General features: G+C 69.0%; 19 protein-coding genes and 1 pseudogene. 14 read left to right on the top strand and 6 right to left on the bottom strand.

What is annotated here, in order from left to right; translation table 11 throughout:
* The 3 genes and pseudogenes from CCN39_RS35020 to CCN39_RS35010 all read left to right on the top strand — a co-directional run.
* On the top strand, window positions 1-1,933 hold a 1,933-nt coding region (locus CCN39_RS35020; RefSeq protein WP_086849370.1), incomplete at its 5' end, for a bifunctional aldolase/short-chain dehydrogenase.
* 16 nt (window positions 1,934-1,949) lie between these two features.
* Complete coding sequence (locus tag CCN39_RS35015) at window positions 1,950-3,371, top strand: L-fucose/L-arabinose isomerase family protein (RefSeq protein ID WP_086849361.1); 1,422 nt, start codon at window positions 1,950-1,952, stop codon at window positions 3,369-3,371.
* A gap of 44 nt (window positions 3,372-3,415) precedes the next feature.
* Window positions 3,416-4,575 (top strand): annotated as a pseudogene (locus tag CCN39_RS35010) (rhamnulokinase).
* Between the two features lie 138 nt (window positions 4,576-4,713).
* On the opposite strand, the gene CCN39_RS49695 reads toward CCN39_RS35010, so the two are convergent.
* Entirely contained in the window at window positions 4,714-7,641 is a 2,928-nt protein-coding gene (locus tag CCN39_RS49695; RefSeq protein ID WP_143264266.1) for an NACHT domain-containing protein, read from the bottom strand.
* Between the two features lie 447 nt (window positions 7,642-8,088).
* On the opposite strand from CCN39_RS49695, the gene CCN39_RS52075 reads away from it, so the two are divergent.
* The 4 genes from CCN39_RS52075 (at window position 8,089) to CCN39_RS34995 (ending at window position 12,527) form a co-directional block, all read left to right on the top strand.
* Window positions 8,089-8,448, top strand: coding sequence for a type 1 periplasmic-binding domain-containing protein (locus tag CCN39_RS52075; RefSeq protein WP_244211138.1), 360 nt, complete (start codon window positions 8,089-8,091; stop codon window positions 8,446-8,448).
* Window positions 8,448-8,600, top strand: coding sequence for a hypothetical protein (locus CCN39_RS52070; RefSeq protein ID WP_244211139.1), 153 nt, complete (start codon window positions 8,448-8,450; stop codon window positions 8,598-8,600). The genes CCN39_RS52075 and CCN39_RS52070 overlap by 1 nt, the downstream gene beginning before the upstream one ends.
* A gap of 114 nt (window positions 8,601-8,714) precedes the next feature.
* Window positions 8,715-9,203 carry a DinB family protein gene (locus CCN39_RS35000; RefSeq protein WP_086849359.1) on the top strand — a complete coding sequence of 163 codons (489 nt, stop codon included), beginning with the start codon at window positions 8,715-8,717 and terminating at the stop codon, window positions 9,201-9,203.
* Between the two features lie 111 nt (window positions 9,204-9,314).
* Complete coding sequence (locus CCN39_RS34995; protein WP_086849357.1) at window positions 9,315-12,527, top strand: TIM-barrel domain-containing protein; 3,213 nt, start codon at window positions 9,315-9,317, stop codon at window positions 12,525-12,527.
* On the opposite strand, the gene CCN39_RS34990 is transcribed toward CCN39_RS34995, so the two are convergent.
* Together CCN39_RS34990 and CCN39_RS34985 are read right to left on the bottom strand one after the other, a co-directional pair.
* Window positions 12,517-13,587, bottom strand: coding sequence for a DUF4037 domain-containing protein (locus CCN39_RS34990; RefSeq protein ID WP_086849355.1), 1,071 nt, complete (start codon window positions 13,585-13,587; stop codon window positions 12,517-12,519). The two genes, CCN39_RS34995 and CCN39_RS34990, sit on opposite strands and share 11 nt — an antisense overlap.
* Window positions 13,588-13,675: 88 nt before the next feature.
* Window positions 13,676-14,023 (bottom strand): VOC family protein, encoded by a 348-nt coding sequence (locus tag CCN39_RS34985; protein ID WP_086849353.1) that lies wholly within the window; start codon window positions 14,021-14,023, stop codon window positions 13,676-13,678.
* Window positions 14,024-14,099: 76 nt separating this feature from the next.
* On the opposite strand from CCN39_RS34985, the gene CCN39_RS34980 reads away from it, so the two are divergent.
* From CCN39_RS34980 to CCN39_RS34965, 4 genes are all read left to right on the top strand, one after another.
* Complete coding sequence (locus tag CCN39_RS34980; RefSeq protein ID WP_086849368.1) at window positions 14,100-14,903, top strand: helix-turn-helix domain-containing protein; 804 nt, start codon at window positions 14,100-14,102, stop codon at window positions 14,901-14,903.
* Window positions 14,904-15,388: 485 nt separating this feature from the next.
* A complete protein-coding gene (locus CCN39_RS34975; protein WP_086849366.1) occupies window positions 15,389-15,823 on the top strand; it encodes a transcriptional regulator in 435 nt (144 codons plus the stop codon).
* A gap of 20 nt (window positions 15,824-15,843) precedes the next feature.
* Window positions 15,844-16,434: a hypothetical protein gene (locus tag CCN39_RS34970; RefSeq protein WP_244211136.1), complete on the top strand. Its 591-nt coding sequence runs from the start codon at window positions 15,844-15,846 to the stop codon at window positions 16,432-16,434.
* Between the two features lie 9 nt (window positions 16,435-16,443).
* The gene (locus CCN39_RS34965; RefSeq protein WP_086849349.1) at window positions 16,444-17,523 is read left to right on the top strand and encodes a hypothetical protein; all 1,080 of its coding nucleotides are present in this window, start codon (window positions 16,444-16,446) and stop codon (window positions 17,521-17,523) included.
* Window positions 17,524-17,546: 23 nt separating this feature from the next.
* On the opposite strand, the gene CCN39_RS34960 is transcribed toward CCN39_RS34965, so the two are convergent.
* Both CCN39_RS34960 and CCN39_RS34955 read right to left on the bottom strand, forming a co-directional pair.
* Window positions 17,547-18,059 (bottom strand): 2'-5' RNA ligase family protein, encoded by a 513-nt coding sequence (locus CCN39_RS34960; protein ID WP_244211135.1) that lies wholly within the window; start codon window positions 18,057-18,059, stop codon window positions 17,547-17,549.
* A gap of 16 nt (window positions 18,060-18,075) precedes the next feature.
* A complete protein-coding gene (locus tag CCN39_RS34955; protein ID WP_086849347.1) occupies window positions 18,076-18,495 on the bottom strand; it encodes a hypothetical protein in 420 nt (139 codons plus the stop codon).
* Between the two features lie 155 nt (window positions 18,496-18,650).
* Between CCN39_RS34955 and dinB the strand changes: the two genes are divergently transcribed.
* Window positions 18,651-19,841: a DNA polymerase IV gene (dinB, locus tag CCN39_RS34950; RefSeq protein ID WP_086849345.1), complete on the top strand. Its 1,191-nt coding sequence runs from the start codon at window positions 18,651-18,653 to the stop codon at window positions 19,839-19,841.
* On the opposite strand, the gene CCN39_RS52965 is transcribed toward dinB, so the two are convergent.
* Window positions 19,780-20,256, bottom strand: coding sequence for a hypothetical protein (locus tag CCN39_RS52965; RefSeq protein WP_353526882.1), 477 nt, complete (start codon window positions 20,254-20,256; stop codon window positions 19,780-19,782). The two genes, dinB and CCN39_RS52965, sit on opposite strands and share 62 nt — an antisense overlap.
* 468 nt (window positions 20,257-20,724) lie before the next feature.
* Between CCN39_RS52965 and CCN39_RS34940 the strand changes: the two genes are divergently transcribed.
* Both CCN39_RS34940 and CCN39_RS34935 read left to right on the top strand, forming a co-directional pair.
* Window positions 20,725-21,135, top strand: a complete 411-nt coding sequence (locus tag CCN39_RS34940; RefSeq protein ID WP_086849343.1) for a histone-like nucleoid-structuring protein Lsr2 — start codon at window positions 20,725-20,727, stop codon at window positions 21,133-21,135.
* A 513-nt stretch (window positions 21,136-21,648) separates the two neighbouring features.
* Window positions 21,649-22,412: MFS transporter (locus CCN39_RS34935; protein WP_491844433.1), on the top strand; the 764-nt coding region annotated here is incomplete at its 3' end.

The following is a 22,412-nucleotide window of genomic DNA, read 5'->3' as shown; positions in this document are numbered from 1 at the left end:
CGCCAAGGGGGCGGTGACCGACCCGGTCACCGGCTCGCCGACGGACGTCCTGTGGGTCAAGGGCTCCGGCGGCGACCTCGGGACGCTGACCGAGGCGGGCCTGGCGGTGCTGCGGCTGGACCGGCTGCGGTCCCTGGTGAACGTGTACCCGGGTGTCGAGCGCGAGGACGAGATGGTCGCGGCGTTCGACTACTGCCTGCACGGCCGGGGCGGGGCGGCGGCGTCGATCGACACCGCGATGCACGGCCTCGTCGAGGCCCCGCACGTAGACCACCTGCACCCGGACTCCGGAATCGCGCTGGCCACGGCGGCCGACGGTCCGGCGCTGACGAAGGAGTGCTTCGGCGACCGCGTCGCCTGGGTGGACTGGCGGCGGCCCGGGTTCCAGCTGGGCCTGGACATCGCCGCGGTCAAGGCGGCCAACCCGCAGGCCATCGGCGTGATCCTCGGTGGCCACGGCATCACCGCCTGGGGCGCCACCTCCGAGGAGTGCGAGCGGAACTCCCTCGACATCATCCGGACCGCCGAGGAGTTCCTCGCGTCCCGGGGTGCTCCGGAGCCGTTCGGCCCGGTCGTTCCCGGCTTCGAAGCGCTGCCCGAACCCGAACGCCGAGCGCGCGCCGCGGCCCTGGCGCCGGTCGTCCGCGGCCTGGCCTCGACCGACCAGCGCCAGGTCGGCCACTACACCGACAGCGACGTCGTGCTGGAGTTCCTCTCCCGCGAGAAGCTCCAGCCGCTCGCCGCGCTGGGCACGTCCTGCCCGGACCACTTCCTGCGCACCAAGGTCCGGCCGCTGGTCGTGGACCTGCCCGCGACCGCGCCCCTCGAGGACGTCGTCGCGCGGCTGAAGGAGCTGCACGCCGAGTACCGCGACGAGTACCGCGCCTACTACGAGCGGCACGCCGACGCCGATTCGCCCGCGATGCGGGGCGCCGACCCCGCGATCGTGCTCGTCCCCGGTGTCGGGATGTTCTCCTTCGGCAAGGACAAGCAGACCGCGCGGGTGGCGGGGGAGTTCTACGTCAACGCCATCAACGTCATGCGCGGCGCCGAGGCCGTGTCGACGTATGCGCCGATTCCGGAGAGCGAGAAGTTCCGGATCGAGTACTGGGCCCTGGAAGAGGCCAAGCTCCAGCGCCTGCCGAAGCCCAAACCCCTCGCCGGGCGGATCGCGCTGGTCACCGGGGCGGGGTCGGGGATCGGCAAGGCCATCGCGCAGCGGCTCGCGGCCGAGGGCGCGTGCGTGACGATCGCCGACCTCAACGGCGACGCGGCCGCGGAGGTCGCGGCGGAGATCGGTGGCACGGCGGTCACCGCCGACGTCACCGATGCCGCGGCGGTCCAGGCGGCGGTTGACGCCACCGTGCTCGCCTTCGGCGGCATCGACCTGGTGGTCAACAACGCCGGGCTGTCCATCTCGAAGCCGTTGCTGGAGACCACCGAACGCGACTGGGACCTCCAGCACGACGTGATGGCCAAGGGCTCGTTCCTCGTCGCGAAGGCGGCGGCGAAGGCGATGATCGACCAGGGCATCGGCGGCGACATCGTCTACATCTCCTCCAAGAACTCGGTGTTCGCCGGCCCGAACAACGTCGCCTACGGGGCCGCGAAGGCCGACCAGGCCCACCAGGTCCGGCTCCTGGCCGCCGAGCTCGGAGCGCACGGCATCCGCGTCAACGGCGTCAACCCCGACGGCGTCGTCCAGGGCTCCGGCATCTTCGCCGGCGGCTGGGGCGCCCAGCGCGCCGCCGTCTACGGCGTCGAGGAGGCGAAGCTCGGCGAGTTCTACGCCCAGCGGACCATCCTCAAGCGGGAAGTGCTGCCCGAGCACGTCGCCGCCGCGGTGTTCGCCCTCACCGGCGGCGAGCTCACCCACACCACCGGCCTGCACGTGCCGGTGGACGCCGGGGTGGCCGCCGCGTTCCTGCGCTGACTTCGCTGGAGGACCGATGACCCTGGATCGCATCACCCCGCGGCGCACCCGCGTCGGCCTGGTTTCCGGCGGGCTCGGGGCGTACTGGCCGCAGTTCCCGGCGCTGCTGCCCCAGCTGCGGGCTTCGGCCCGGCGCGTCACCGAGCGGCTGTCCACGATGGACTGCGAGGTCGTCGACGCCGGGTTCGTCTCGGACGCCCAGGAGGGCGCGGCCGCGGCCGAGAAGCTGCGGGTGGCCGGGTGCGACCTGATCGTCGGCTTCCTCACGACCTACCTGACGTCCAGCATGCTGGCCCCGGTCGCGCAGCGCTCGGGCGCGCCGGTGCTGCTGCTGAACCTGCAGCCCACCGAGGCGATGGACCACGAGTCCTTCGACACCGGCGCGTGGCTGGCCTACTGCGGTGCCTGCCCGCTGCCGGAGATGGCCAACAGTTTCCGGCGCCTCGGCGTCGAGTTCCGCTCGGTGTCCGGGTACCTGGAAGACGAGCGCGCCTGGACGCGGATCTCCCGCTGGATCAAGGCCGCGGGCGTCCGCGCGGCGTTGCGGCACGGCCGGCACGGCCTGCTCGGGCACCTCTACCCGGGCATGATGGACGTCTCCACCGACCCGACGCTGGTCTCGGCCCAGCTCGGCGGGCACGTCGAGATCCTGGAGGTCGACGACCTGCGGGTGCGCGTGGAGGAGGTCACCGAGACCGAAACGAAGGACCGCGTCGAACTGGCCCGCGAAGTGTTCACCGTGGACGAGTCCGTCGTGGACGAAGACTTCGCCTGGGGTGCCCGGGTTTCGGTGGCCCTCGACCGGCTCGTCGACGACTTCTCGCTCGACTCGCTGGCCTACTACCACCGCGGTCTCGACGGCGAGACCCACGAACGCGTCGGCGCCGGGTTCATCCTCGGCGCGTCCCTGCTCACCGCGCGCGGCATCCCGGCCGTCGGCGAGTACGAGCTGCGGACGTCGCTGGCCATGCTGGTGATGGACCGGCTCGGCGCGGGTGGCTCGTTCACCGAGCTGCAGGCGCTGAACTTCCGCGACGGCGTGGTCGAGATGGGCCACGACGGCCCGGCGCACCTCGGCATCAGCGCCCGCAAGCCGCTGCTGCGCGGCCTGGGCGTCTACCACGGCAAGCGCGGCTGGGGCGTGTCGGTGGAGTTCGACGTCAAGCACGGGCCGGTGACGCTGTGCGGGCTCGGCCAGCGCCGCGACGGGACGTTCACGCTCATCGCGTCGGAAGGCACGGTCGTGCCCGGGCCGCTGCTGCGGATCGGCAACACGACCTCCCGCGTCGACTTCGGCTGCGACCCGGGGGAGTGGACCGACGCCTGGTCCGCCAGCGGCATCGCGCACCACTGGGCGCTCGGCACCGGCCACCGCGTCGCCGAACTGACCGCCGTCGCGGACCTGCTCGGCCTGGACCTGACGGTGGTCCGCCCGTGAAGCGAGTCGCGGCCGTCGACCTCGGCGCGTCCAGCGGGCGGGTGATGGCCGGGACCGCCGGGCCGTCGGTGCTGACGGTCGNNGCACCGACGGCGTGCCGGACCAGGTCGCGGCGAAGGTGTCCGCGCGCGAGCTCTACGACGTGACCGGGCTGCAGCAGCTGCCGTTCAACACGCTGTACCAGCTGGTCTCCGAAGGCGACCGGCTCGATGCGGCGGCCACCATGCTGCTCATCCCGGACCTGCTGAACCACTGGCTCACCGGGTCGATCGGCGCGGAGCGGACGAACGCGTCGACCACGCAGCTCTACGACGTCCGCGCGCGGACCTGGGCTGCCTCGCTGGCTTCGCGCGTCGGCATCCCGCCGCGGCTGCTGCCGCCGCTGCGCGACCCGGGGACCGTGGTGGGCACGGCGGACCAGCTGGCCGGCCTGCCGGTGGTGGCGGTGGGCTCCCACGACACGGCGTCGGCGGTGGTCGCGGTGCCCGCCTCACCCGGCACGAACTTCGCCTACATCTCGTCGGGCACCTGGTCGCTGGCCGGCCTGGAGCTGCCCGCGCCGGAGCTGAGCGACGAGGCGCTGGCGGCGAACTTCACGAACGAGGGCGGCGTCGACGGCACCATCCGGTTCCTGCGCAACGTGATGGGCCTGTGGGTGCTGTCGGAGACGCTGCGCACGTGGTCGTGCCCGGAAGACCTGCCGACGCTGCTGGCCGCGGCGGCCGCGGCGCCCGCGCTGGCGGCGGTGGTGGACATCGACGCCCCGGCGTTCCTGCCCCCGGGCGACATGCCGGCCCGGATCGAGTCGGCGTGCCGGGCCACGGGCCAGCGCCCGCCGGCGGACCGGGCGGCGGTGGTCCGGTGCATCGTGGACAGCCTGGCGCTGGCCCACCGCCGCACAATCCGTTCCGCGGCCGCCCTGACGGGCCGGAGCGTGGACGTCATCCACCTGGTCGGCGGCGGAGCCCGCAACGAGCTGCTGTGCCAGTCGACGGCGGACGCGTGCGGTGTCCCGGTCCTGGCGGGCCCGGTCGAGGCGGCGGCGCTGGGGAACGTGCTGGTCCAGGCCAGGGCGCTGGGGGAGGACCTGCCGGACCTGGCGGCGATGCGGGCGCTGGTGCGCGAGACGCAGGAAGTCCGCCGCTACGAGCCCTCGGGCGTGGGCGACTGGGACGCGGCCGAGGCGCGCGTTCATCTGCTGTAAGCTGACCGCGTTGACTCCTGCGATCTAGCCCAGGAAGAAGAAATGGTTACATGAAACTCGTTTGGCACACTATTCTCTAGTGAGAAATGCCGACATGCGTTTCTTTATATTTCCGCTTAACAGTAGACCCGCGCGAACTTACGAGACGCCGAACTCCATCTCGTTCCATATATTCTTCGAGCCGGTAATCCATTGATCGAGCTCCCTGATGATTTCCTTCTTGCTTAGATATTCGAGTATTTCTTGAAGCCCCTCCTGCTTGACTCTCTCTGCTCGATCGGAATTGAATGAGCTTTCGCTCAGTTCAATCGCTCCCATTGCGATGTAGGTCCAACCTCCGACGACAGCCTCACCGTAACCGGTTAGTCGATTCAAGACACGTGAAAAAGCCCCACTCTGTTTGTGTTCCAAGCCTGAAACTGGACGAAGGCCAAAACTGTACGGATCATCATGGACTAGATGATAAACTCTCCGAAGAATGCTGGCCGCCACCTTCTTGTTGGTGAGTTGAGCGTGGCTGCCGGTAAAGCAATCCATGATCCAATCAACTGTTGAGATCGGGCCAAAGCCTGGGAATGGTCGGCCGGTCGGCTCGAATACCTCATTGTAAGTATCAAGATCGATCCTTCCGAGGTGAATGCAGATGTTTCTCCAAACTCGGGACTTTTCAGCGAGAAGGCTCCAGTTTCCGTGCTTGACTTCAACCGACTTGCATACTTTTTCGTGTGCCTCGGGGGATATTTCAATACCTCGTGCGAAGCTCGGTAGGTATGAAAAGTGAGTGGCAATCCAAGCTCTCGCGGAGTCGATGTCGCTTTTTCCGTCGTAGATGGCGGCCTTTGCTAGTATCTCATTTAGTGTTTCGATTATTCGCTTGAGGGCTTCCTCGTGATAACGGTAGTGTGGTTCAAGAAGTATCCCAAGCGTTTTGCTTCGCCCGTCGACTAGCTGACTAAAGGATAGGTCGATCAGATGATTCAAAGCCTCCGAGCTTAGGGAAATAAGGTCTGATGTTCTCATGAGAAATTCTACTATTGCGACATCTGCATTTTTATCCAAGGTTGTTCCTGGGTTGACTGCACTGTGACCAGGCGACAGTAGTTTGGCCCTTTCTCGCTTGCGTTTTGTTCGTAGGAGGTGATCTGCTCGCTCCAGCATGCGGATCGATCCGCGTGAAGCTCCCGCAACCCAACCATGCCTGCTAAGAGAGAGGCAGATTTGTCCTAGTACGCCCCAGCTTCCATTTTCAATCTCTGGAAGTAGAAGATCAGCCATTTCTTCGGGTGAGTTACTAAATCTGTGAATGTGTCGAGCCGCGAAGTATTCTACGAAGCTCGGATGCGTGAAGAAGAATATATCGGACCCGTCATCATCTAAACCTACATCAGTGAATATCCAGGCGCGCCCTCTGCATAAGTGCAGGATATCGTCGATGATCGAACGGGCAGAGCGTTCATTCGGGACCTCTTCCTCTATTAGTGCCGGCACGGATATCTCAAATACTTGAGACTCGGTCAGGGATGTCCGCTTCATCGTCAGGACGTCAAATGCTAACCTTGTCAAAACAATCTCGTATAGATCGAAGTCAAATACGTCCTTAACGATACCCCTTGACTTGTCCCATTCGGATATAAGGAGTTCTGCGCATTTCCTGTAGAGTTCCGGCCTTCGTCTTGGAATCGTCTTATGGCCTCGATATAGTAAGCATATGAACGCCAGCAAAAGAGGGTTTGAGCGCAAATCGGTCATCGACTCGCTCGTTTGCATGAAGTCTTTCACTAACGCAGAGACACTATCTTTGTCAGTGTCTTCTTGAAGTGTGAGCCACTTTGTCACGTAGTCTTTGACCTGGTTATCATCAAACTTATTTATTTGAAATTCGTCGAAGATTGACTTGCGCAGCGACGCAACGGTATAACCTATACTTCGAGAGGTCACGAGCACTTTTGAGAGAGGGTATAGTAGTGCGGCAGTCTCAATTATTTCTACGGTGTCTTTTCGGTTAGTTCCGTCAATCAACTCGTCAAGGCCGTCAAATACCAGCACGATGCGCCCGTCGAGTAAGAGATTGTTAAGCTGAGCTTCGTGTAGTGGGCATTGATATTTTGACCTCAATATTACTTTTATGGTGTCAATGAGCGAGAATCCGCCGTTGGCAAATTGAACCTCTTTTAGAATGATGATAATTGGAATCAGTGAATATTCACGCCAGAAGCGGAGGGCTAGTAATGTTGATGTGGTCGATTTTCCGGCTCCCGGGTCGCCAAGAAATACTGCACGGTGAAGCAGTGGGAGAATATTTTGGTCTGTTACTCGGCCGCGAACTCTTGCGCACAGATCCTCGGAGTATTGAGATAAGGCCGTAAAAGTACTTCCGACAAACAGATCATTGTAAGGAACCTTACGTCGGTTCATGAGGTCAGGAACATTGATCTCGGAGTGTCGGGCAGTGAAGGACTTAATGTATTTGTCCTGCCAACTGGCGATGTCTCTTTCGTCACCTTCGGTGGCCAGGTCAGAAACCTGTTGTGCAATGGAGTTAAGGTATTCAATAGATGTAGTTTTATAAGCCCAGTCGAGCATTTCGGACGGATTTTGAAGCCGTTTGACGGTCTCTGACACCTTTGAAAGACAGTGCTTCTCTAGAATCTTAGATAGATTCTCGCAATAGTTTTCGAGACTACTTTTCGATCCCTCGAGGTTATTCCAGTTCCTGTCGCTCACCTTGATTTCTCGATAGAATAGATCCTTCAACTCTGTTCGAAGCTTTTGGCGTATGGTAGTATCTTGTGCAAATTCCGCTGCCAATAACGTGCGGGCAATTCTCAAGAAGTCAGGACTGTCAATAATTCTTCGCACGTCTCGATTGGTTACACCTCTCGGCAGTGCATCTAGGATGCTGAATGCCGAGAAGTTTGCAGAGCTCTCTTGCGTGGATGTAATAGCCGAGAAGAATTCAGTCTTTCCGTAGCCGCGTCGAGCGAGTGTACGTTTCATTCCTGCAATAAGGGGCTTCGCTGCCTCTGATACGATCTTGCTGGCTATTGCAGATTCAATCCCTGTCACGACATCTCCCACGGTCGACTGCCGGTGTCAATTTTAGCAAAAAATATGCGAGTTGGCCAGTTTGGTCATTACAGTACTGTGCAAGGTGGGGATGTTAAAAAATTGCCATCAAGGTGCACGACCGTGTAGGTATTCTAGTCTTCGCGACGGAGCTCACGAGATTATTGTCGCAGCTAAGGGAGCTAAGGGAGCTAAGGGAAGGAGGGCAGTGGCTAGGAAGAGCGCATTGTCGTGAGCGGAGGGCGCCGCGGTGGTGAGCGCCAGCTCACGTGCTGTGGATCGGTGACTGGCCCCGTCTTGCCACGGCGTTAGCGCGAGAAGGTAACGCGGCTGCGAGCGTGAAGTGACGGTCTGCCGCTGAAGTGCCGCAGCACGGCGGGCCTATGCTCGTAGCCCGCGAGGAAAAGCTGGTTCCGAAGCTGCGCTAGGAGCAGGTGAGCGCTGCTGATGTCGATGCACGCGGCGGATGACCCGCTGCCGCGCGTGCTGACCGGCGCGGGCGTCCCCACGGAGTTGTTTGCGCGCCCGGCCCGGCCGGCGCCAGTCTGCTACGTCGACGTCGCTCACCAGGACGGCTCGCGGCGAAGCGGCTCATGGCTGTCACCGCGTCGCCACGATCGCGAGACGGGCGGGCACCCGGTGAGCCAGCACTGGCTGGCCGGCCTAGGCGAAACGATGGCCCGGCACGGCCACGCGTACGTCGCGGTTGCCGAGGGCGACTTAATCGAACAGGGCGACGAACGCGTGATGGAGCGCCTGCTGGCCGGGGGCCCGCGCTCGACGGGCTGTTCGTGGGCAACGACCTGATGGCGTACCTTGCGCTCACGGTATTTCGCAAGGAAGGCAGGCACGTCCCGGACGACGTGGCGGTGGTCGGTTTCGACGACAGGCGCGTCTCGCTCAGTTGTCACCCTGGCTCACGACGGTCCGCCAGCCGGTCGAGGAGGTGGGCGCAGTGACGGCCCGCACGGTGCTCGACGCACAGGGCCGACCCGGCCCCGGCGCGTCGAGTCGGTGATCTTTGACCCAGGACTGGTGGCCCGCCGCTGGGCCTGACGACTAGGTTCGAAGGCATGCTCGAAACCCAGCGCAAGCCCGTGCCGCGCAACGACGGCGGTGAGCTCGACACCGCGACGGCGTTCCTCTCGTTCGCCCGCGAGTGCGTGCTCAAGAAGACCGACGGGCTCACCGAGGAGCAGCTGCGCCGGGTCCTGGTCGGCTCGGGCACCACGTTGCTCGGCCTCGTCCACCACCTGACCTTCGCCGAACGGGTCTGGTTCGGCCACCACGTCGCCGGCGGCCCGGATCCCGGCGACGCGGGGATGGACGTCCCGGCGGGGCTGTCCGCCCCCGAGGTCCTGGCCGGCTACCGCGCGGCGATCGAGGAGAGCGACGCGGTGATCCGGGCCGCCGGGGACCCGGACACTCCGCTGGCGGTGTCGATCGACGGCAAGTTCCATACCCTGCGGTGGGTGCTGGCGCACATGACGAGCGAGACCGCCCGCCACGCGGGGCACGCCGACATCCTGCGGGAACAGATCGACGGGGTGACCGGCCGCTGATCTGTCCGGGACAAGTTCCCCTCAGTGGTCTGGACATCGGCGGAGCCGCTGTGCTCAGCTTTCCAACGTTGTAACGCCGCCGAGTCCCCTTCACCGGAACGGAGTTCCGCCGTGCGGACCAGAACAGCGAGAACCATCCGGCGGGCCTGCGCGCTCGCCGTCGCCGGGAGCGCCGTCGCGGCGGTGACCGTCGCGACGCCCGCCGTGGCCGGGCCCGCGCGCCAGACCGTCACCGCCGGGAACGCCCGCTTCCAGGTGCTGTCCCCGACCCTGATCCGCACCGAGTACGCGGGTGATGGCCGCTTCACCGACGCCGCCACCTTCAACGCCGTCGGCCGCGGCGCGTTCACGCCGACGTCCTACACCAGCACCGTTTCCGGCGGCGTGCTCACCATCCGGACGAGCGCGGCGACGCTGACCTACCGGCTGAACTCCGGCCCGTTCGACGGCGGGAACCTCGAACTCCGCACGAACACGGCGCTCGCGGCCCCCTGGCACCACCTGACCTGCACGGCCGGCGCGCGGTGCGAGGCCGAAGACCTCACGACCGACGGGCTCGGCGTCGCGACCGACCACTCCGGCTACACCGGCGAAGGCTTCCTGGCCGGCTTCGAAAGCACCGGCAACTCGGTGACCGCGGACGTCCTCGCGCCCACCGCCGGGACGTATTCGCTGACCGCTCGCTACGCCAACGGCCAGGGCGGCGACGGCCAGCACGTCACCCGCACACTCAGTGTCAGCGTCGACGGCGGCGCGGCGCAGAAGCTCAGCCTGCCCGTGACGGCGGACTGGAACGCGTGGGCCCTGGCCTCGGTCCCGGTCACCCTCGGCGCCGGTCACCACAGCGTCCGCCTCGAGCGGACCTCGGCCGATTCCGGCAACGTCAACCTCGACGGCCTGGCCGTCCTGACCGCCGGCGCGCCGTTCCCGCCGGCGTCGGCGCGCGCGTTCACCGGCTGTCCGGCCGGCGTGAGCTGTGAGGCCGAAGCCGGGCTCCGCTCGGGGTCCGCCGTCGTCGCGACCGACCACACCGGGTACGCCGGACGCGGGTTCGTCGCCGAGCTCAACCGCGGCTCGACGCTGACGCACCGCGTCGCGGACGTCCCGGCCGACGGCACGTACCTGCTGCACGTCCGCTACGCGAACGGAACCGGGGGCGACGGCCGCCACGAAACGCGGACCGCGCCGGTCACCGCGAACGGCGTCACCCGCACGCTGAGCCTGCCGATCACCGACAACTGGGACGCGTGGACGAGCGCGTCGGTGCCGGTGGACCTGAAGGCGGGAACGAACGACGTCGTCCTCGGCTGTCCCGAGGACACCAGCTGCCACGTCAACATCGACACCGTCGCCGTCACGCCGGCCGGGGGCACGGCACCGCCGCCGCACCTCGCGCTCGGCGGCTACCGGCGTGGCCTCGACGGCGTCAACGGCGACAACGGCGCGCCGTCGACCACCGAAGGCCTCCTGCACCGGGACGGCTGGTACCTGCTCGACGACACCCCCTCCGCGCTGTACGACACGCGCACCCGCGCGGTGACGCAGCGGCCGTCCCACGGCGGGAACCCCTACCAGGACGGCTACCTCTTCGCGTTCGGCCACGACTACAAGGCCGGGCTGCGCGATCTCGCGACCCTGACCGGACCGCCGCAGCTGCTGCCGCGCTGGGCCTACGGCGTCTGGTACTCCGAGTACATCGACCGCACGGCGGCCGACTACCGCGACCGGATCCTGCCGCGGTTCCGCAGCGAAGGCGTCCCGCTGGACGTCCTGGTGACCGACACCGACTTCAAGGCACCGGACACGTGGAACGGCTGGCAGTTCGACACCACGAAGTTCCCCGACCCGGCGGGCTTCTTCGCCTGGTCGAAGGCGCAGGGCCTGCACAACAACCTCAACATCCACCCCAGCATCATGGGTTCGGACCCGCAGTTCGCCCGCGCCCAGGCGACGGCGAAGGGCAAGCTGGTCAAGTCGAACTGCGGCAGCGACTGCTACGTCTTCGACTGGGGCGACCCCGACCAGCTCAAGGCCTACCTGGACCTGCACGCCGGGATGATGCGGCAGGGCAACGACTTCTGGTGGCTCGACTGGTGCTGTGACGCCTCCCGTTCGAGCCTGCCCGGCGTGACCCCGGACGCCTGGATCAACCAGCAGTACGCCGACCTCGCGGCGCCCGCGACCGGCCGCGGGTTCGTCATCTCGCGGGCGTACGGCTCGCTGCAGGCGGGTGGCTACGGCGGCCCGACCGGGCTGGCGACCGGGCCGTGGGCGGACAAGCGCAGCACGCTGCACTTCACCGGCGACACGTCCTCGACGTGGGGCACGCTGCGCATGGAGGTCGGCATCACGCCGGCCGAGTCGGCGGCGACCGGCATGTCGGCGATCAGCCACGACATCGGCGGCCACAACGACACGACGGGCCTGCGCGGCAGCGAGACCTACACCTCCGGCGGCCAGCAGCGCCAGACGTTCAAGCTGCCGGACGACCTGTACGCGCGCTGGGTGCAGCTCGGCACGTTCCAGCCGATCGACCGCCTGCACAGCAACCACAGCGACCGGCTGCCCTGGCAGTACGGCGACGCGGCGAAGGCGTCGGCGACGAAGTTCCTCAACCTGCGGGAGAACCTGGTTCCCTACACGTACACGCTGGCCCAGGAAGCCGCGACCACGGGCGTTCCCGTCGTGCGGCCGACGTACCTGGAGTACCCGGACGAGCCCGGCGCGTACGCGGCGGCCCAGAGCGAGTACTTCTACGGGCCGGACATGCTGGTGGCGCCGGTGACGTCCCCGGGCACGCCGGCGACGACGTCGGTGTGGTTCCCGCCGGGGCAGTGGACGGACTACTTCACCGGCAAGACGTACCCGGGCGGGACGACCCAGCAGGTGACGTCCGACCTGGGCACGATGCCGGTGTTCCTCCGCGCGGGCGGTATCACGGCCACCCGGACGGCCGACGTCACCAACGACGTCCAGAACCCGCTGAACCGGGTGACGGTGACGGTGGCGCCCGGCGGCCCGGGGACGTTCTCGCTGTACGAGGACAACGGCGTTTCGTCGTCGCGCTCGGCGTCGACGAAGATCACCTACAGCGAGCACTCCGGGGCCCACACGGTGACGGTGGCTCCCGCGCAGGGCTCGCTGCGGGTGGCGCCCCGCGAGTGGACGGTGAAGTTCCTCGGCGTGGCGGCGGCCCCGAGCCGGGTGAAGGTGGGCACCGGCTGGGCGCCGTCGACGGCGTGGAAGTGGGACGCGGCCACGAAGACGCTGACGGTGACCGCGCCGGCCCGGCCGGGACAGGGCCCGGTGACCGTCACGTACTGAGGCTCGCGGTGGTCACGGCACGAGCGGCTGCGCGGTCACCGAGCAGATCGGTGTTGTCGGCGAACTGGTCGATGGCACCGACGAGCGGGCGACCGCGCAGCCCGGCGTCACCGATGCCGGCGACGAGCGCCTGGCTGAACCGTTCGGCGTGCAGGACCCGGAACGGCCGGTCGTGGTACGGGCGGGTGCCGGGGTCGAGCGGCTCGGTGAGCCCGAGCCGGTTGTGCAGCCCCGCGACGGCCGAGCAGGCCGTGGCGAGGTGAGCTTCCCGGTCCGGCCAGGTCGTGGCCGCGAGCGCGCCGGTCAGTGCCGGCGTGACCGTGGCTGCGAACGGGAGCAGGGCGAACGCACTGCCGAGCCACTTGCCGTAAGGCGGGTAACGGCGGTGCATCAGCAGGCTCAGCCGCATGAGGTCGCGCACCAGGCGCGCGGCGACGACGGCCGAGCCGAGTTCGTCGCCGACTTCTCCGCACCGTCCGACGAACGCCTCTTCCTGGGAGATCCGCTGCCACTGGCAGGCCAGGACGTAGCGCCAGACCGGCTCCGGGTACCAGGCGAGCCGCGAACGGACGGCGGTGAGCTCACCGGCCGGGTCGTGGAAGACCGCGCCCGCGGTGATCTCGGCCAGGCTCTGGGTCGGGGTGGCGAGCCAGTCCCGGGTGGTCACGCCTTCGCGCGGATCGAATCCCAGGTGACCGGTGAGCCACTCGTCGAGGGTGGTCACGTCGACGCGGTGGAAGACCGGCCCGTCGGTGACTTCCATGCGGCGTACGCGCTCGTTCCCGGTGGGGGCGAAGTGCGTGGGGTAGCCGTGGAACGTCTTGGGCAGCTTCCGGCTCAGCGCTTCGACGAGGTCCCGGCCGGCATCCTGGCGGCGCAGGAACACCTGCAGGCGCGGCCCCCATTCGTGGTCGGCGGAGCGGGCGGTGTCGAACCCGAGGACTTCCGAGCCGGTGCCGATCCGCGCGGCCGTGTGGGGCCGGTCCCCGATGATCGGCAGCACGGCCTCTTCGTAGAAGCGGCGCGACAGTTCCAGTCCGGGGATGAACGAGGGGGCCATGAGCGCATGGTGGCGCGCCGGGGGTGAGGCCCGCGAGCGGATATCGCCGTGCGCGGTGGTCCCCCGGTGCCGGGGGACCACCACGACGTCAGCCCTCGGAGAGGCAGAAGAGGTGCCCTTCGGGGTCCTGCAGGACGACCCAGTCGCCGCCGGGCTGGAAGTCCGGCTTGGTGGCGCCGAGTGCGACGAACTCGGCAGTGGCGCCGGCGAGGTCGCCGACCCGCAGGTCGAGGTGCGCGTGCTTGGCGGCGTCCGGCCAGGCGGGACCGCGGTAGCCCGCGACGCGCTGGAAGCCGAGGCCGACCGGGCCACCGCCGAGCTGGACGGTGTCTTCGTCCTCGGAGGTGACTTCCCAGCCGAGTGCCTTGGCGTAGAAGGCGGCGAGCGCGGCCGGATCGGCGCAGTCGAGGACGACGGTGGTGAGTTCTGCGGGCACGGAGGGCTCCTTTCGTCGTGTGGCAGCCTGCCCGCCGTCCCGGGGTGCGGTCTTGAAGATCCTTGCGGCCCGGGAACTGTCGGACCCCCGGCGTACCGTCCGGCTCGTGCGTGAAGCAGTCGAAGTCGTGGCCCGCCCCGGGTATTCGGTGAGCGTGGTCCGCTGCGCCGACGACCACACCGGCTGGTCGGCGGCGGAGGAGTCGGCCGGCCACCGGATGGTGCTCGTCCGCCGGGGCCGGTTCCGCAGGAGCGTCCGCGGAGTGACCACGGACGCCGACCCGACGGCGGCCTACCTCGTCGCGCCGGGCGACGAGGAGCGGTTCGCGCACCCGGCGGGCGGAGACGTCTGCACGTCGGTGGAGTTCGGGGAGCGGCTGTGGCACCGCCTTGTTGGAGAGCGGGCGTTGCCACCGACGGTGTACGTCGACGGCGCGCTCGAGCTGGCCCACCGGCGCGTGGTGGCCTCGGCGGCCGATCCGGACTACGCGCTGGCGGAAGAGCTGCTGGTGCTGGTGGGTACCGCGATCACCCAGGCGACGCGGAGGCAGGCGGACGACCGCGCGCTGGTGGCCCGGGCGAGGGAGGCCATAGTGGCGGACACCCCGGCGGCGGCCGGGTTGTTTTCGTTGGCGGAGGCGCTGGGGGTGTCGCCGTACCGGCTGAGCCGCGCGTTTTCGCGGGAGGTGGGCGTTTCACTGACGCGCTATCGCAACCGGGTCCGGGTCGGCCGCGCGCTCGCGAGGCTGGAGGCGGGGGAGCGGGAGCTGGCGGTCCTGGCGGCCGAGCTGGGGTTCGCGGACCAGGCGCACTTGACGCGGACGGTGCGGGAGCACGCTGGAGCGCCGCCGGGGGTGGTACGCCGGCTGTTGGCTCAGTGAGGGGTCGGGTGGTGAGGCGCGCGGCTGGGCCGAGGTGGATGCTTCCCGTGATGAGGCGGATGGCTGGGCCGGGGTGAAGACCAAGCGCGGGCGGTTGCCTCGGCGGCCGCAGCGACCCCGGCGGCGGCCGTGCCCCCTCAGGCGACCCCATACGCGGGCTCATGCAGCAGGCCGCCGATCCGCGGCCGGGCGCTCGTCCCGTCTCGATCACTTCGCTGCCCATGCCCTGGTGCCGGCCGTCCGGCCGCATCGTCCGCGGTCGTGCCGACATGCGAGAAAGGGGCGGCGCGGCGGGCGGGGTTAGGCGCGTGGCCACCCCCAGCGGCCACGTGAGTCACCCGCGGGCCGCTGCGCCACCCCGGGCCGGTGTCACGTTTCCGAAACACCGGACAGGGGTATCGTAGTCTTTCCGGCACAGGCTGTGTCAAGTTTTCGGAACAGCTACCCTGGCTGTTGTCACGTTTCATGTCTGCGGGTGGTGTGTGGTGAGCGAAGAGCGCAGTTTCGCCGAACGGCTGGCGCACCTGATCGCGACCGTGCACCCGCCGGACCGCAAGCCGTACTCCTACCGGGAGATCGCGCACGGCGTCGCCGAACAGACCGGCGTCACGATGTCGGCCACCCACGTGCAGCAGCTCGCCGTCGGCGCGCGCAAGGACCCGAAGCGCTCGCACATCCAGGCGCTCGCCCAGTTCTTCGGCGTGCCGGTGACGTACTTCTTCGACGACGACGTCGCCGGCCAGGTCGACCGGCAGGTCGAAGACGTCGTCGCGTGGCGGGACAGCGAGGCGCGGAACCTCGCGCAGCGAGCCATGCGGCTCTCGCCGCGCGACCGGGAAACCGTCACCGCGCTGCTGGACCAGCTCGGCAGCTACGACGACACCCGGCGGCGCACCGGCCGGCGCCGGAAGCCGGAGTGACCGCGTCCGGCTCGGCTACGATGACCCTGTCCGTGTTCGCGCCCCGGTGCACCCGGCTGGCGCCCGGTGACCAGGGAGGACCCATCGACGAGCGCGGCCTGCCGGGCCTTCGCGACCGGGCACGCGAGCGCGTGCGGACGGTGCTCGCCGCCGTCCCGCTGCCGCGGCCGTGGTCGATGAACGCCTGGGTCGACGGCCTCGAAGCCTGGCGCGGCCGCGAGATCGACCTCGTCCCGATCGCCTACCGGCCCGGCCAGCCGTCCGGCGCGTGGCAGGCCCGCCCGGACTACGACCTGATCGCCTACACCGAGCACACGTCGGCGCTGCACCAGGACCACATCATCGCCCACGAGCTCGCCCACATGCTGTGCGCGCACACCGGCACCTGCCTGATGTCGGAGGCCGAGGCCGCCGAGCTCGCCCCGGACCTGGCGCCGCGGGCGTTGTCGCACCTGCTCACCCGCGTCACGAGCGGGACCGACGAGTACGAGGCGGAGCTGATCGCCGTGCTGCTGATGAGCGCGGCGACGAGCGAGCCGCCCGCCGTTCAGCCGGGCGCGTCCGGCCGGGCGGCGGACCAGGCTAGGCGGCTGGCGGCACTCCTGGGATAGTCGCGTCCCGTGATCGACATACTTTTCGTCGGAGTCGGGCTGTTCGCGCTGTTCGCCGGAATCTGGCGCGCCGTCCGGGCCCGGCGCACCGGTGCGGGCGCGGGCCTGGCCGTCTCGCTCATCGCGCTGGGCGCGGCGTTCTGCTTCCTGTCGAACCGGGCGCAGCAGTTCGAGAGCGAGCTCTACCCGAGCCTCGGCCGGCTGCTGTCGAACCTGGCGACGATGGTCGCGGCCTACGGCATCGGCCTGACCGTCGCGGAGATCAGCGGCACCCGCGACCGCGGCCGCCGCACCCGGCTGGTCGCGCTCGGCGTCGCCTTGACGGTGCTGGTGGTGACGTTCTTCAGCACCGCGGACCTGCCGCGCGGCATCGGCGTGTTCGACGAGCTGTACCGCACGCACCCGACGCTCGTGGTCTACGTCTTCACCTACACGGTCTACCTGGGCTTCGCGGTCCTCGACATCGGCTTCATGGCGGCGGTGACGATCCGGGCGAGCGGGGGAGCGCTGCGCGCGGGGCTCGCCCTGCTGCTGCTGGCGTCGGCGTTCGCGGTCGCCTACCTGGCCGGGAAGGTGGTCGGGACGATCCGCGCGCTGCAAGCCGACCACCCGGTCAAGGCGTTGTGCCGCGGGCCGTTCTCGACGCTGCCCTGCACCCTGGACGTCGGGTTCCCGGCGGTGTCGGTGCTGCTGATCGTCCTGGGACTGACGATCCCGGCCGTCCCGGGCCTGGCGGCGGCCCGCCGCGACGCCCGCACGCTCCGCCTGCTCCGGCCCCTGCGGGCCCACCTGACGCGGCGGTTCCCGGAGATCATCCGCATCGATCCGTCGGGGTCGTCCCGTCGCGAGCGCCTGCTGACGGCGATGAGTGAGACCAACGACGGCTTGATCCTCGCGGGCGCGACCCCGGACCTCGCGCCCGCGACGGCGGCGAGACTGGTGCGCGACCTCCCGGACGAGCCGTCCGAGACCGAGCCGCCCACCGCGGCAGCGGAACCGTTCGCCGCGGACGTCGCCCGCCTGCGCGCGATCGCCCGCGCCTACCGGAACCTGGAGGGCACACCGGCGCCCGACGCCACCGGCCGGTGAGTGCAGGGGCGAAGGTGAGCGGCTCACCCGCCGAACGGGGCCTCCAGTCGCGGCTCCCAGCCCCGGTCCGTCAACGCCACCAGCTGCAGCGCCTCCGCGCGATCGGCCAGCGGCAGCAGCGGCCGCACGTCTTCGGCGACCCGCGCGAGCGCCTCCTCCGAGCCACCCATCGCCACCGTCATGTGCGCGGCCGGACGTGCACCGAACCGCCCGCCGTACGGCAGAACCGAAGGCCACCGAGCACAGACGGTATCGGCCACGGCCTGCAGGGCGGGAGCGGCAAGAGCCACGAAACCCGGCGCCACCACCAGCTCGGCCAGCTCCACGTCCGGCGGGGAAACCGCGGCCGCCAGCGAGCGGACCTCGGCCAGGACCTCGTCGGTCAGCGACGCGTCCGGCAAGAACGGGTACAGCGCCGTCACGTGGGCAGGCAACCCGGGACGGACCAGATCGGGGTCGACCCGCCGGGCCGCGGCCAGCGCCGGCTCGGCAGCGGGCAACAGCATCACCAGCGCGGTGGTTCCGAGGGAGGGCACCACCGCATCATGGCAGTCAGGCGACGGCCACTTCCGGGAACCGTCCCGAGCGGGCCAGCGCCAGGCTGCGCCGGCACAGCTCCACCAGTTCCTGGTTGGCCCGGCTGTGCGGGATCGTGCCGCAGAGCCCGCACCGGATCGTCACCTCGCCCGCCAGCTCGTCGACCGCCACCAGGGCCTGGTGGTCGCAGCGACGGCACCAGCGGTACCCGATCGCCGGGTTCGTGTGCACCGGCGACGCCACGCAGTCGTGCAGCCAGCGGCGGTGCGTCCGGCACGTCACCCGGTCCGTCGGATCCAGGCCGCCGGCGTCCTCGACGCGGTCTTCCTGCGCCAGGGTGGCCGCCAGCAGCGGGTGGCGCGGCGCGGCCGGCCGGTCTTCCAGGCTCGGTGCGGCCCACGCGTGGTGATCCCCGCATCGGCACTTCTCGGTCATGTCGCCCCCAGTGGTCGGGCCGTTCGTTGCGTCGAGTGTGAGCGCGGCAACAGAACGTCGACAACCGGAAAAGCGCGCAATTTCGACCGGCGGCACGTCACCCGCGGTAGGCGGACGAGCGGACTTCGGCGCGCGGGTATGCGAACATATGTTCTATGACCGACGAGGGGCCCATCCTGCACGCCGACCTCGATTCGTTCTACGCCTCGGTCGAACAGCGCGACGATCCGGCGCTCAAGGGGCGCCCGGTGATCGTCGGCGGCGGGGTCGTGCTCGCCGCGAGTTACGAGGCCAAGGCCTATGGCGTGCGCACGGCGATGGGCGGCGCGCAGGCCCGCCGGCTGTGCCCGCACGCGGTCGTCGTGCGCCCCCGGATGTCGGCGTACCTGGCCGCCAGCCGGGCGGTGTTCGACGTCTTCCACGACACCACCCCGTGGGTCGAAGGCATCTCGATCGACGAAGCGTTCCTCGACGTCGGGGGGTTGGCCAGGATCGGCGGGCGGCCGAGCCGCGTCGCCGAACGGCTGCGCGCGGCCGTCGCCGAGCGGGCCGGGCTGCCGATCACCGTCGGGGTGGCGCGGACGAAGTTCCTCGCCAAGGTCGCCAGCCGCGTCGCCAAGCCCGACGGCCTGCTCGTCGTCCCGCACGACGGCGAACTCGAATTCCTGCACCCGCTGCCGGTTTCGGCGCTCTGGGGCGTTGGCAAGGTCACCGCCGAGAAGCTGCGGGCGCGCGGGATCACGACGGTCGGCCAGCTGGCCGCCTCCGAGCACGTCGACCTCGTCGGCCTGCTCGGCCGGGCCGCCGGGGCGCACCTGCACGACCTGGCGCACAACGAAGACCCGCGCCGCGTCGAGATCGGGGTGCGGCGGCGCTCGATCGGCGCCCAGCGGGCGCTCGGACGCGGCAGGCGGACCCCGGCCGAGCTCGACGTCGTCCTGGTGGCGCTGATCGACCGGATCGCCCGCCGGTTGCGGGCCGTCCACCGCGTCTGCCGGACCGTGACGATCCGGCTGCGCTTCGCCGACTTCTCCCGCGCCACCCGCTCGCACACGCTGACCGACCCGACCGCCGGCACCGGCGTGCTGCTCGCCGCGGCGCGGGAGCTGCTCGTCGCCGCGCTGCCGGTGATCGCCGACCGCGGGCTCACCCTGCTGGGCGCGGCGCTGTCCAACCTGGCCGACGACAACCCGTTCCAGCCGGCGCTGCCGTTCGAGCGGCAGCGGGCGACCGAACTCGACACCGCCTTGGACGCGGTGCGCGACCGGTTCGGGAGGGCCGCGGTCACCCGGGCGGTGCTGCTCGGCCGTCCGGACGACCTCGAAGTGCCGATGCTGCCGGACTGAGCGTCAGCCGGCGCGGAATGCGCGGGCGGGGAAAGCAGTGCGGCCGGGGCCGGTGATCGGCCGCGATTTCCGATCCCGGCGCGAATCCGCCGAGCTTCCGCAATGCCGCGGCAATCGCCGTTCGCCTCGGGGACGTGGTGACACCGAGCCAGCTGGCGAACACGGGGAGAAACGGGTCGAGTCCACTCTGGACGGGCCGTTCCCGCGGCGGTTCGGCTGCGGAGCGGACCGGGACGAAGGTGACCGAAGCCCGGTTCGGCGACGTCGGCGGCGGCCGGTAGTTCCCGTTTGGCCACCTGCGTCGCCGGATGGTCGACCTCGAACACCGGAATCGTCGCGACGGGGTCCGGTGCGCGAACGAATCGAGTCCGGCGCCGAGAATCGCATACTGGTCTATACCGGAATTGCCGCGCATCGGGCGCGCTTCGGGTAACCGGCTCCGGCAGACCGCTTCGGCGCGGGCATCTCTCAGGATCGGGCAGGTACTGTAGAGCCGGTGGCAGGCCGGGAGTTCCTTCGCGTGAGGCCGAGCAGGCCTGCCGCGAAGGCAGTGGAGAAGGTGAACGGGCCGGCGTCGGTGAGCAAATGTACCGCGCGTGCGGCGGCGGCCGTGAAGGCGGTCCGGCTGATGCGGGCAGCATTAGCGGGAAACCCGGCGAAGTTCACGGCGGCACGGTACCGATTCGATTTCGAGCATATCACAAAATTGAATAGTGGCCAAGAAGGCGAGCATTTCGGCCCGGTTGCGGTCACTCTGGACGCGGACGACCCGCTCGCCCGAGCGGCCATTGTGGACGCTTCCGGGTGTCGCGCGTGCCGGGCATGATTCGACACGTTAGGGTCTGTCCGACCGTGTTCTGGAGAAGATGAGGAACGACGAATCATGGCGCAACGGGTACAGGTCCAGATGGTGGACGACCTCGACGGCAGCGAGGCTTCGCAGACCGTCCCCTTCAGCCTCGACGGGGTGACGTACGAGATCGACCTGTCCGAGGAGAACGCCTCCGCGCTGCGGGACGAACTGGCTCGTTACGTCGCCTCCGCGCGGCGCATCGGCGGCCGCAAGGTCCGCCTCGCGACCGGCCAGTCGCTGGGCGGCCCGTCCGGCTCGGGCACCGACCGCGAGCGCAACCGGCAGATCCGCGAGTGGGCGCAGGCGAACGGCTACGAGGTCGCCGAGCGTGGCCGGCTGTCCAGTGAGATCATCGCGGGCTTCGAGGCCGACCAGGCCGCGGCGGCCGAGCCGGTCGACGCCAAGCCGGCGCGCAAGCGAGCGACTCGCAAGAAGTCTTGAAGGCTGTGCTCCTGTCGGCTGAGCGGCGCCGTCCGGTGCCGCTCAGCCGGAAGGTCGCCACTTGACCGATTTCCGGTGGCGGTCGGTATTCCTCCGGTGTCACACCGTCACGCGTCCGGTTCGATGTGGACGCTGGGCCGGTTTCGACGCCGCCAAACGGGCATCGCACCGTCCGGTTGGCGGCGAAAAGCTTGTCGGAGAGCGGCTCCGATGGCCAGACTGTCAGTGCTCCGCGCGGCCGGTACCGCGGCGGAGCACCGGTCCGGTGGCCGCCTCCTCCCTCGATGGCCACCGGGCCGCCTCCCCGCTGATGGGGTGAGCTGCGGCGCGGGTAGTTCGCCGACCCTGCGGCCCTTGGGCTGAGTCCGGGTCGCCCCCCTCGCGGCGTGAGAGCCGCTTCGCTCGACCATTCGGGCGCCGTCCGCACCTCCCGGTAGACATTTGTGCCCGGCACGCGCACACTCAGACTACTTCATACTGCATACAATCTTCAGTTGCCGGGAGGTGGTCGCCGTGGGCGAGGTGCGCGAGCTCCGGGACGTCTACGGACGGCGGTACCGCGTCGGCGAGTCCGACCGGGACCTGCTCGGCCGGCCGCGGACGTGGATCACCTGGCTCGCCGCGGCGGCCATGCTCGCCGCCGGGGTGCAGCAGTACGGCTTCGGCGCGATCGTCCCGTCGCTGAGCCGGACGCCCGGCTGGACGTTCGGCGGCATCGTCCTTTCGCTCGCGGTGTGGGCCATCTGCCAAGCCGGAGCGGCGTTCCCGGTGGCGTGGCTCCGGGAACGAAACCGGCTCCCGGCGCCCGCGGCGATGGCCATCGGCGCGGTCCTGTGCGCCACCGGGCTCGTGACGCTCGGCCACGCGACCAGCCTGACCACCGTCTTCCTCGGCTACTCCGTGCTCGGCGGGCTCGGCACCGGCATGGTGTACGCCACTTGCGTCGGCGCGGTGCTCGCCTGGTTCCCGGACGGCACCGGCCCCCGCGCCGGCCTCGTGAGCGGGGCGTTCGCCTACGGCAGCGTTCCCTTCGTCGTGCTCGCCGAGCACGGAGTAGCCGAGGAAGACGGTGGTCAGGCTGGTCGCGTGGCCGAGCGTCACGAGCCCGGTGGCGCACAGGACCGCGCCGATGGCCATCGCCGCGGGCGCCGGGAGCCGGTTTCGTTCCCGGAGCCACGCCACCGGGAACGCCGCTCCGGCTTGGCAGATGGCCCACACCGCGAGCGAAAGGACGATGCCGCCGAACGTCCAGCCGGGCGTCCGGCTCAGCGACGGGC

It is taken from the genome of Amycolatopsis kentuckyensis, assembly GCF_002155975.1.
Lineage (GTDB): Bacteria > Actinomycetota > Actinomycetes > Mycobacteriales > Pseudonocardiaceae > Amycolatopsis > Amycolatopsis kentuckyensis.
Note: the sequence above shows the minus strand (reverse complement) of the source record. Positions and strands in the feature narration are given on the sequence as shown.

Excerpts from the sequence above, each read along its gene's own strand:
- CCN39_RS35015 (WP_086849361.1), top strand. The coding sequence starts at position 1,950 with ATGACCCTGGATCGCATCACCCCGCGGCGCACCCGCGTCGGCCTGGTT.
- CCN39_RS52075 (WP_244211138.1), top strand. The coding sequence starts at position 8,089 with ATGTCGATGCACGCGGCGGATGACCCGCTGCCGCGCGTGCTGACCGGC.
- CCN39_RS52070 (WP_244211139.1), top strand. The coding sequence starts at position 8,448 with ATGGCGTACCTTGCGCTCACGGTATTTCGCAAGGAAGGCAGGCACGTC.
- CCN39_RS35000 (WP_086849359.1), top strand. The coding sequence starts at position 8,715 with ATGCTCGAAACCCAGCGCAAGCCCGTGCCGCGCAACGACGGCGGTGAG.
- CCN39_RS34990 (WP_086849355.1), bottom strand. The coding sequence starts at position 13,587 with ATGGCCCCCTCGTTCATCCCCGGACTGGAACTGTCGCGCCGCTTCTAC.
- CCN39_RS34970 (WP_244211136.1), top strand. The coding sequence starts at position 15,844 with ATGACCCTGTCCGTGTTCGCGCCCCGGTGCACCCGGCTGGCGCCCGGT.
- CCN39_RS34955 (WP_086849347.1), bottom strand. The coding sequence starts at position 18,495 with ATGACCGAGAAGTGCCGATGCGGGGATCACCACGCGTGGGCCGCACCG.
- dinB (WP_086849345.1), top strand. The coding sequence starts at position 18,651 with ATGACCGACGAGGGGCCCATCCTGCACGCCGACCTCGATTCGTTCTAC.
- CCN39_RS52965 (WP_353526882.1), bottom strand. The coding sequence starts at position 20,256 with ATGCGCGGCAATTCCGGTATAGACCAGTATGCGATTCTCGGCGCCGGA.
- CCN39_RS34940 (WP_086849343.1), top strand. The coding sequence starts at position 20,725 with ATGGCGCAACGGGTACAGGTCCAGATGGTGGACGACCTCGACGGCAGC.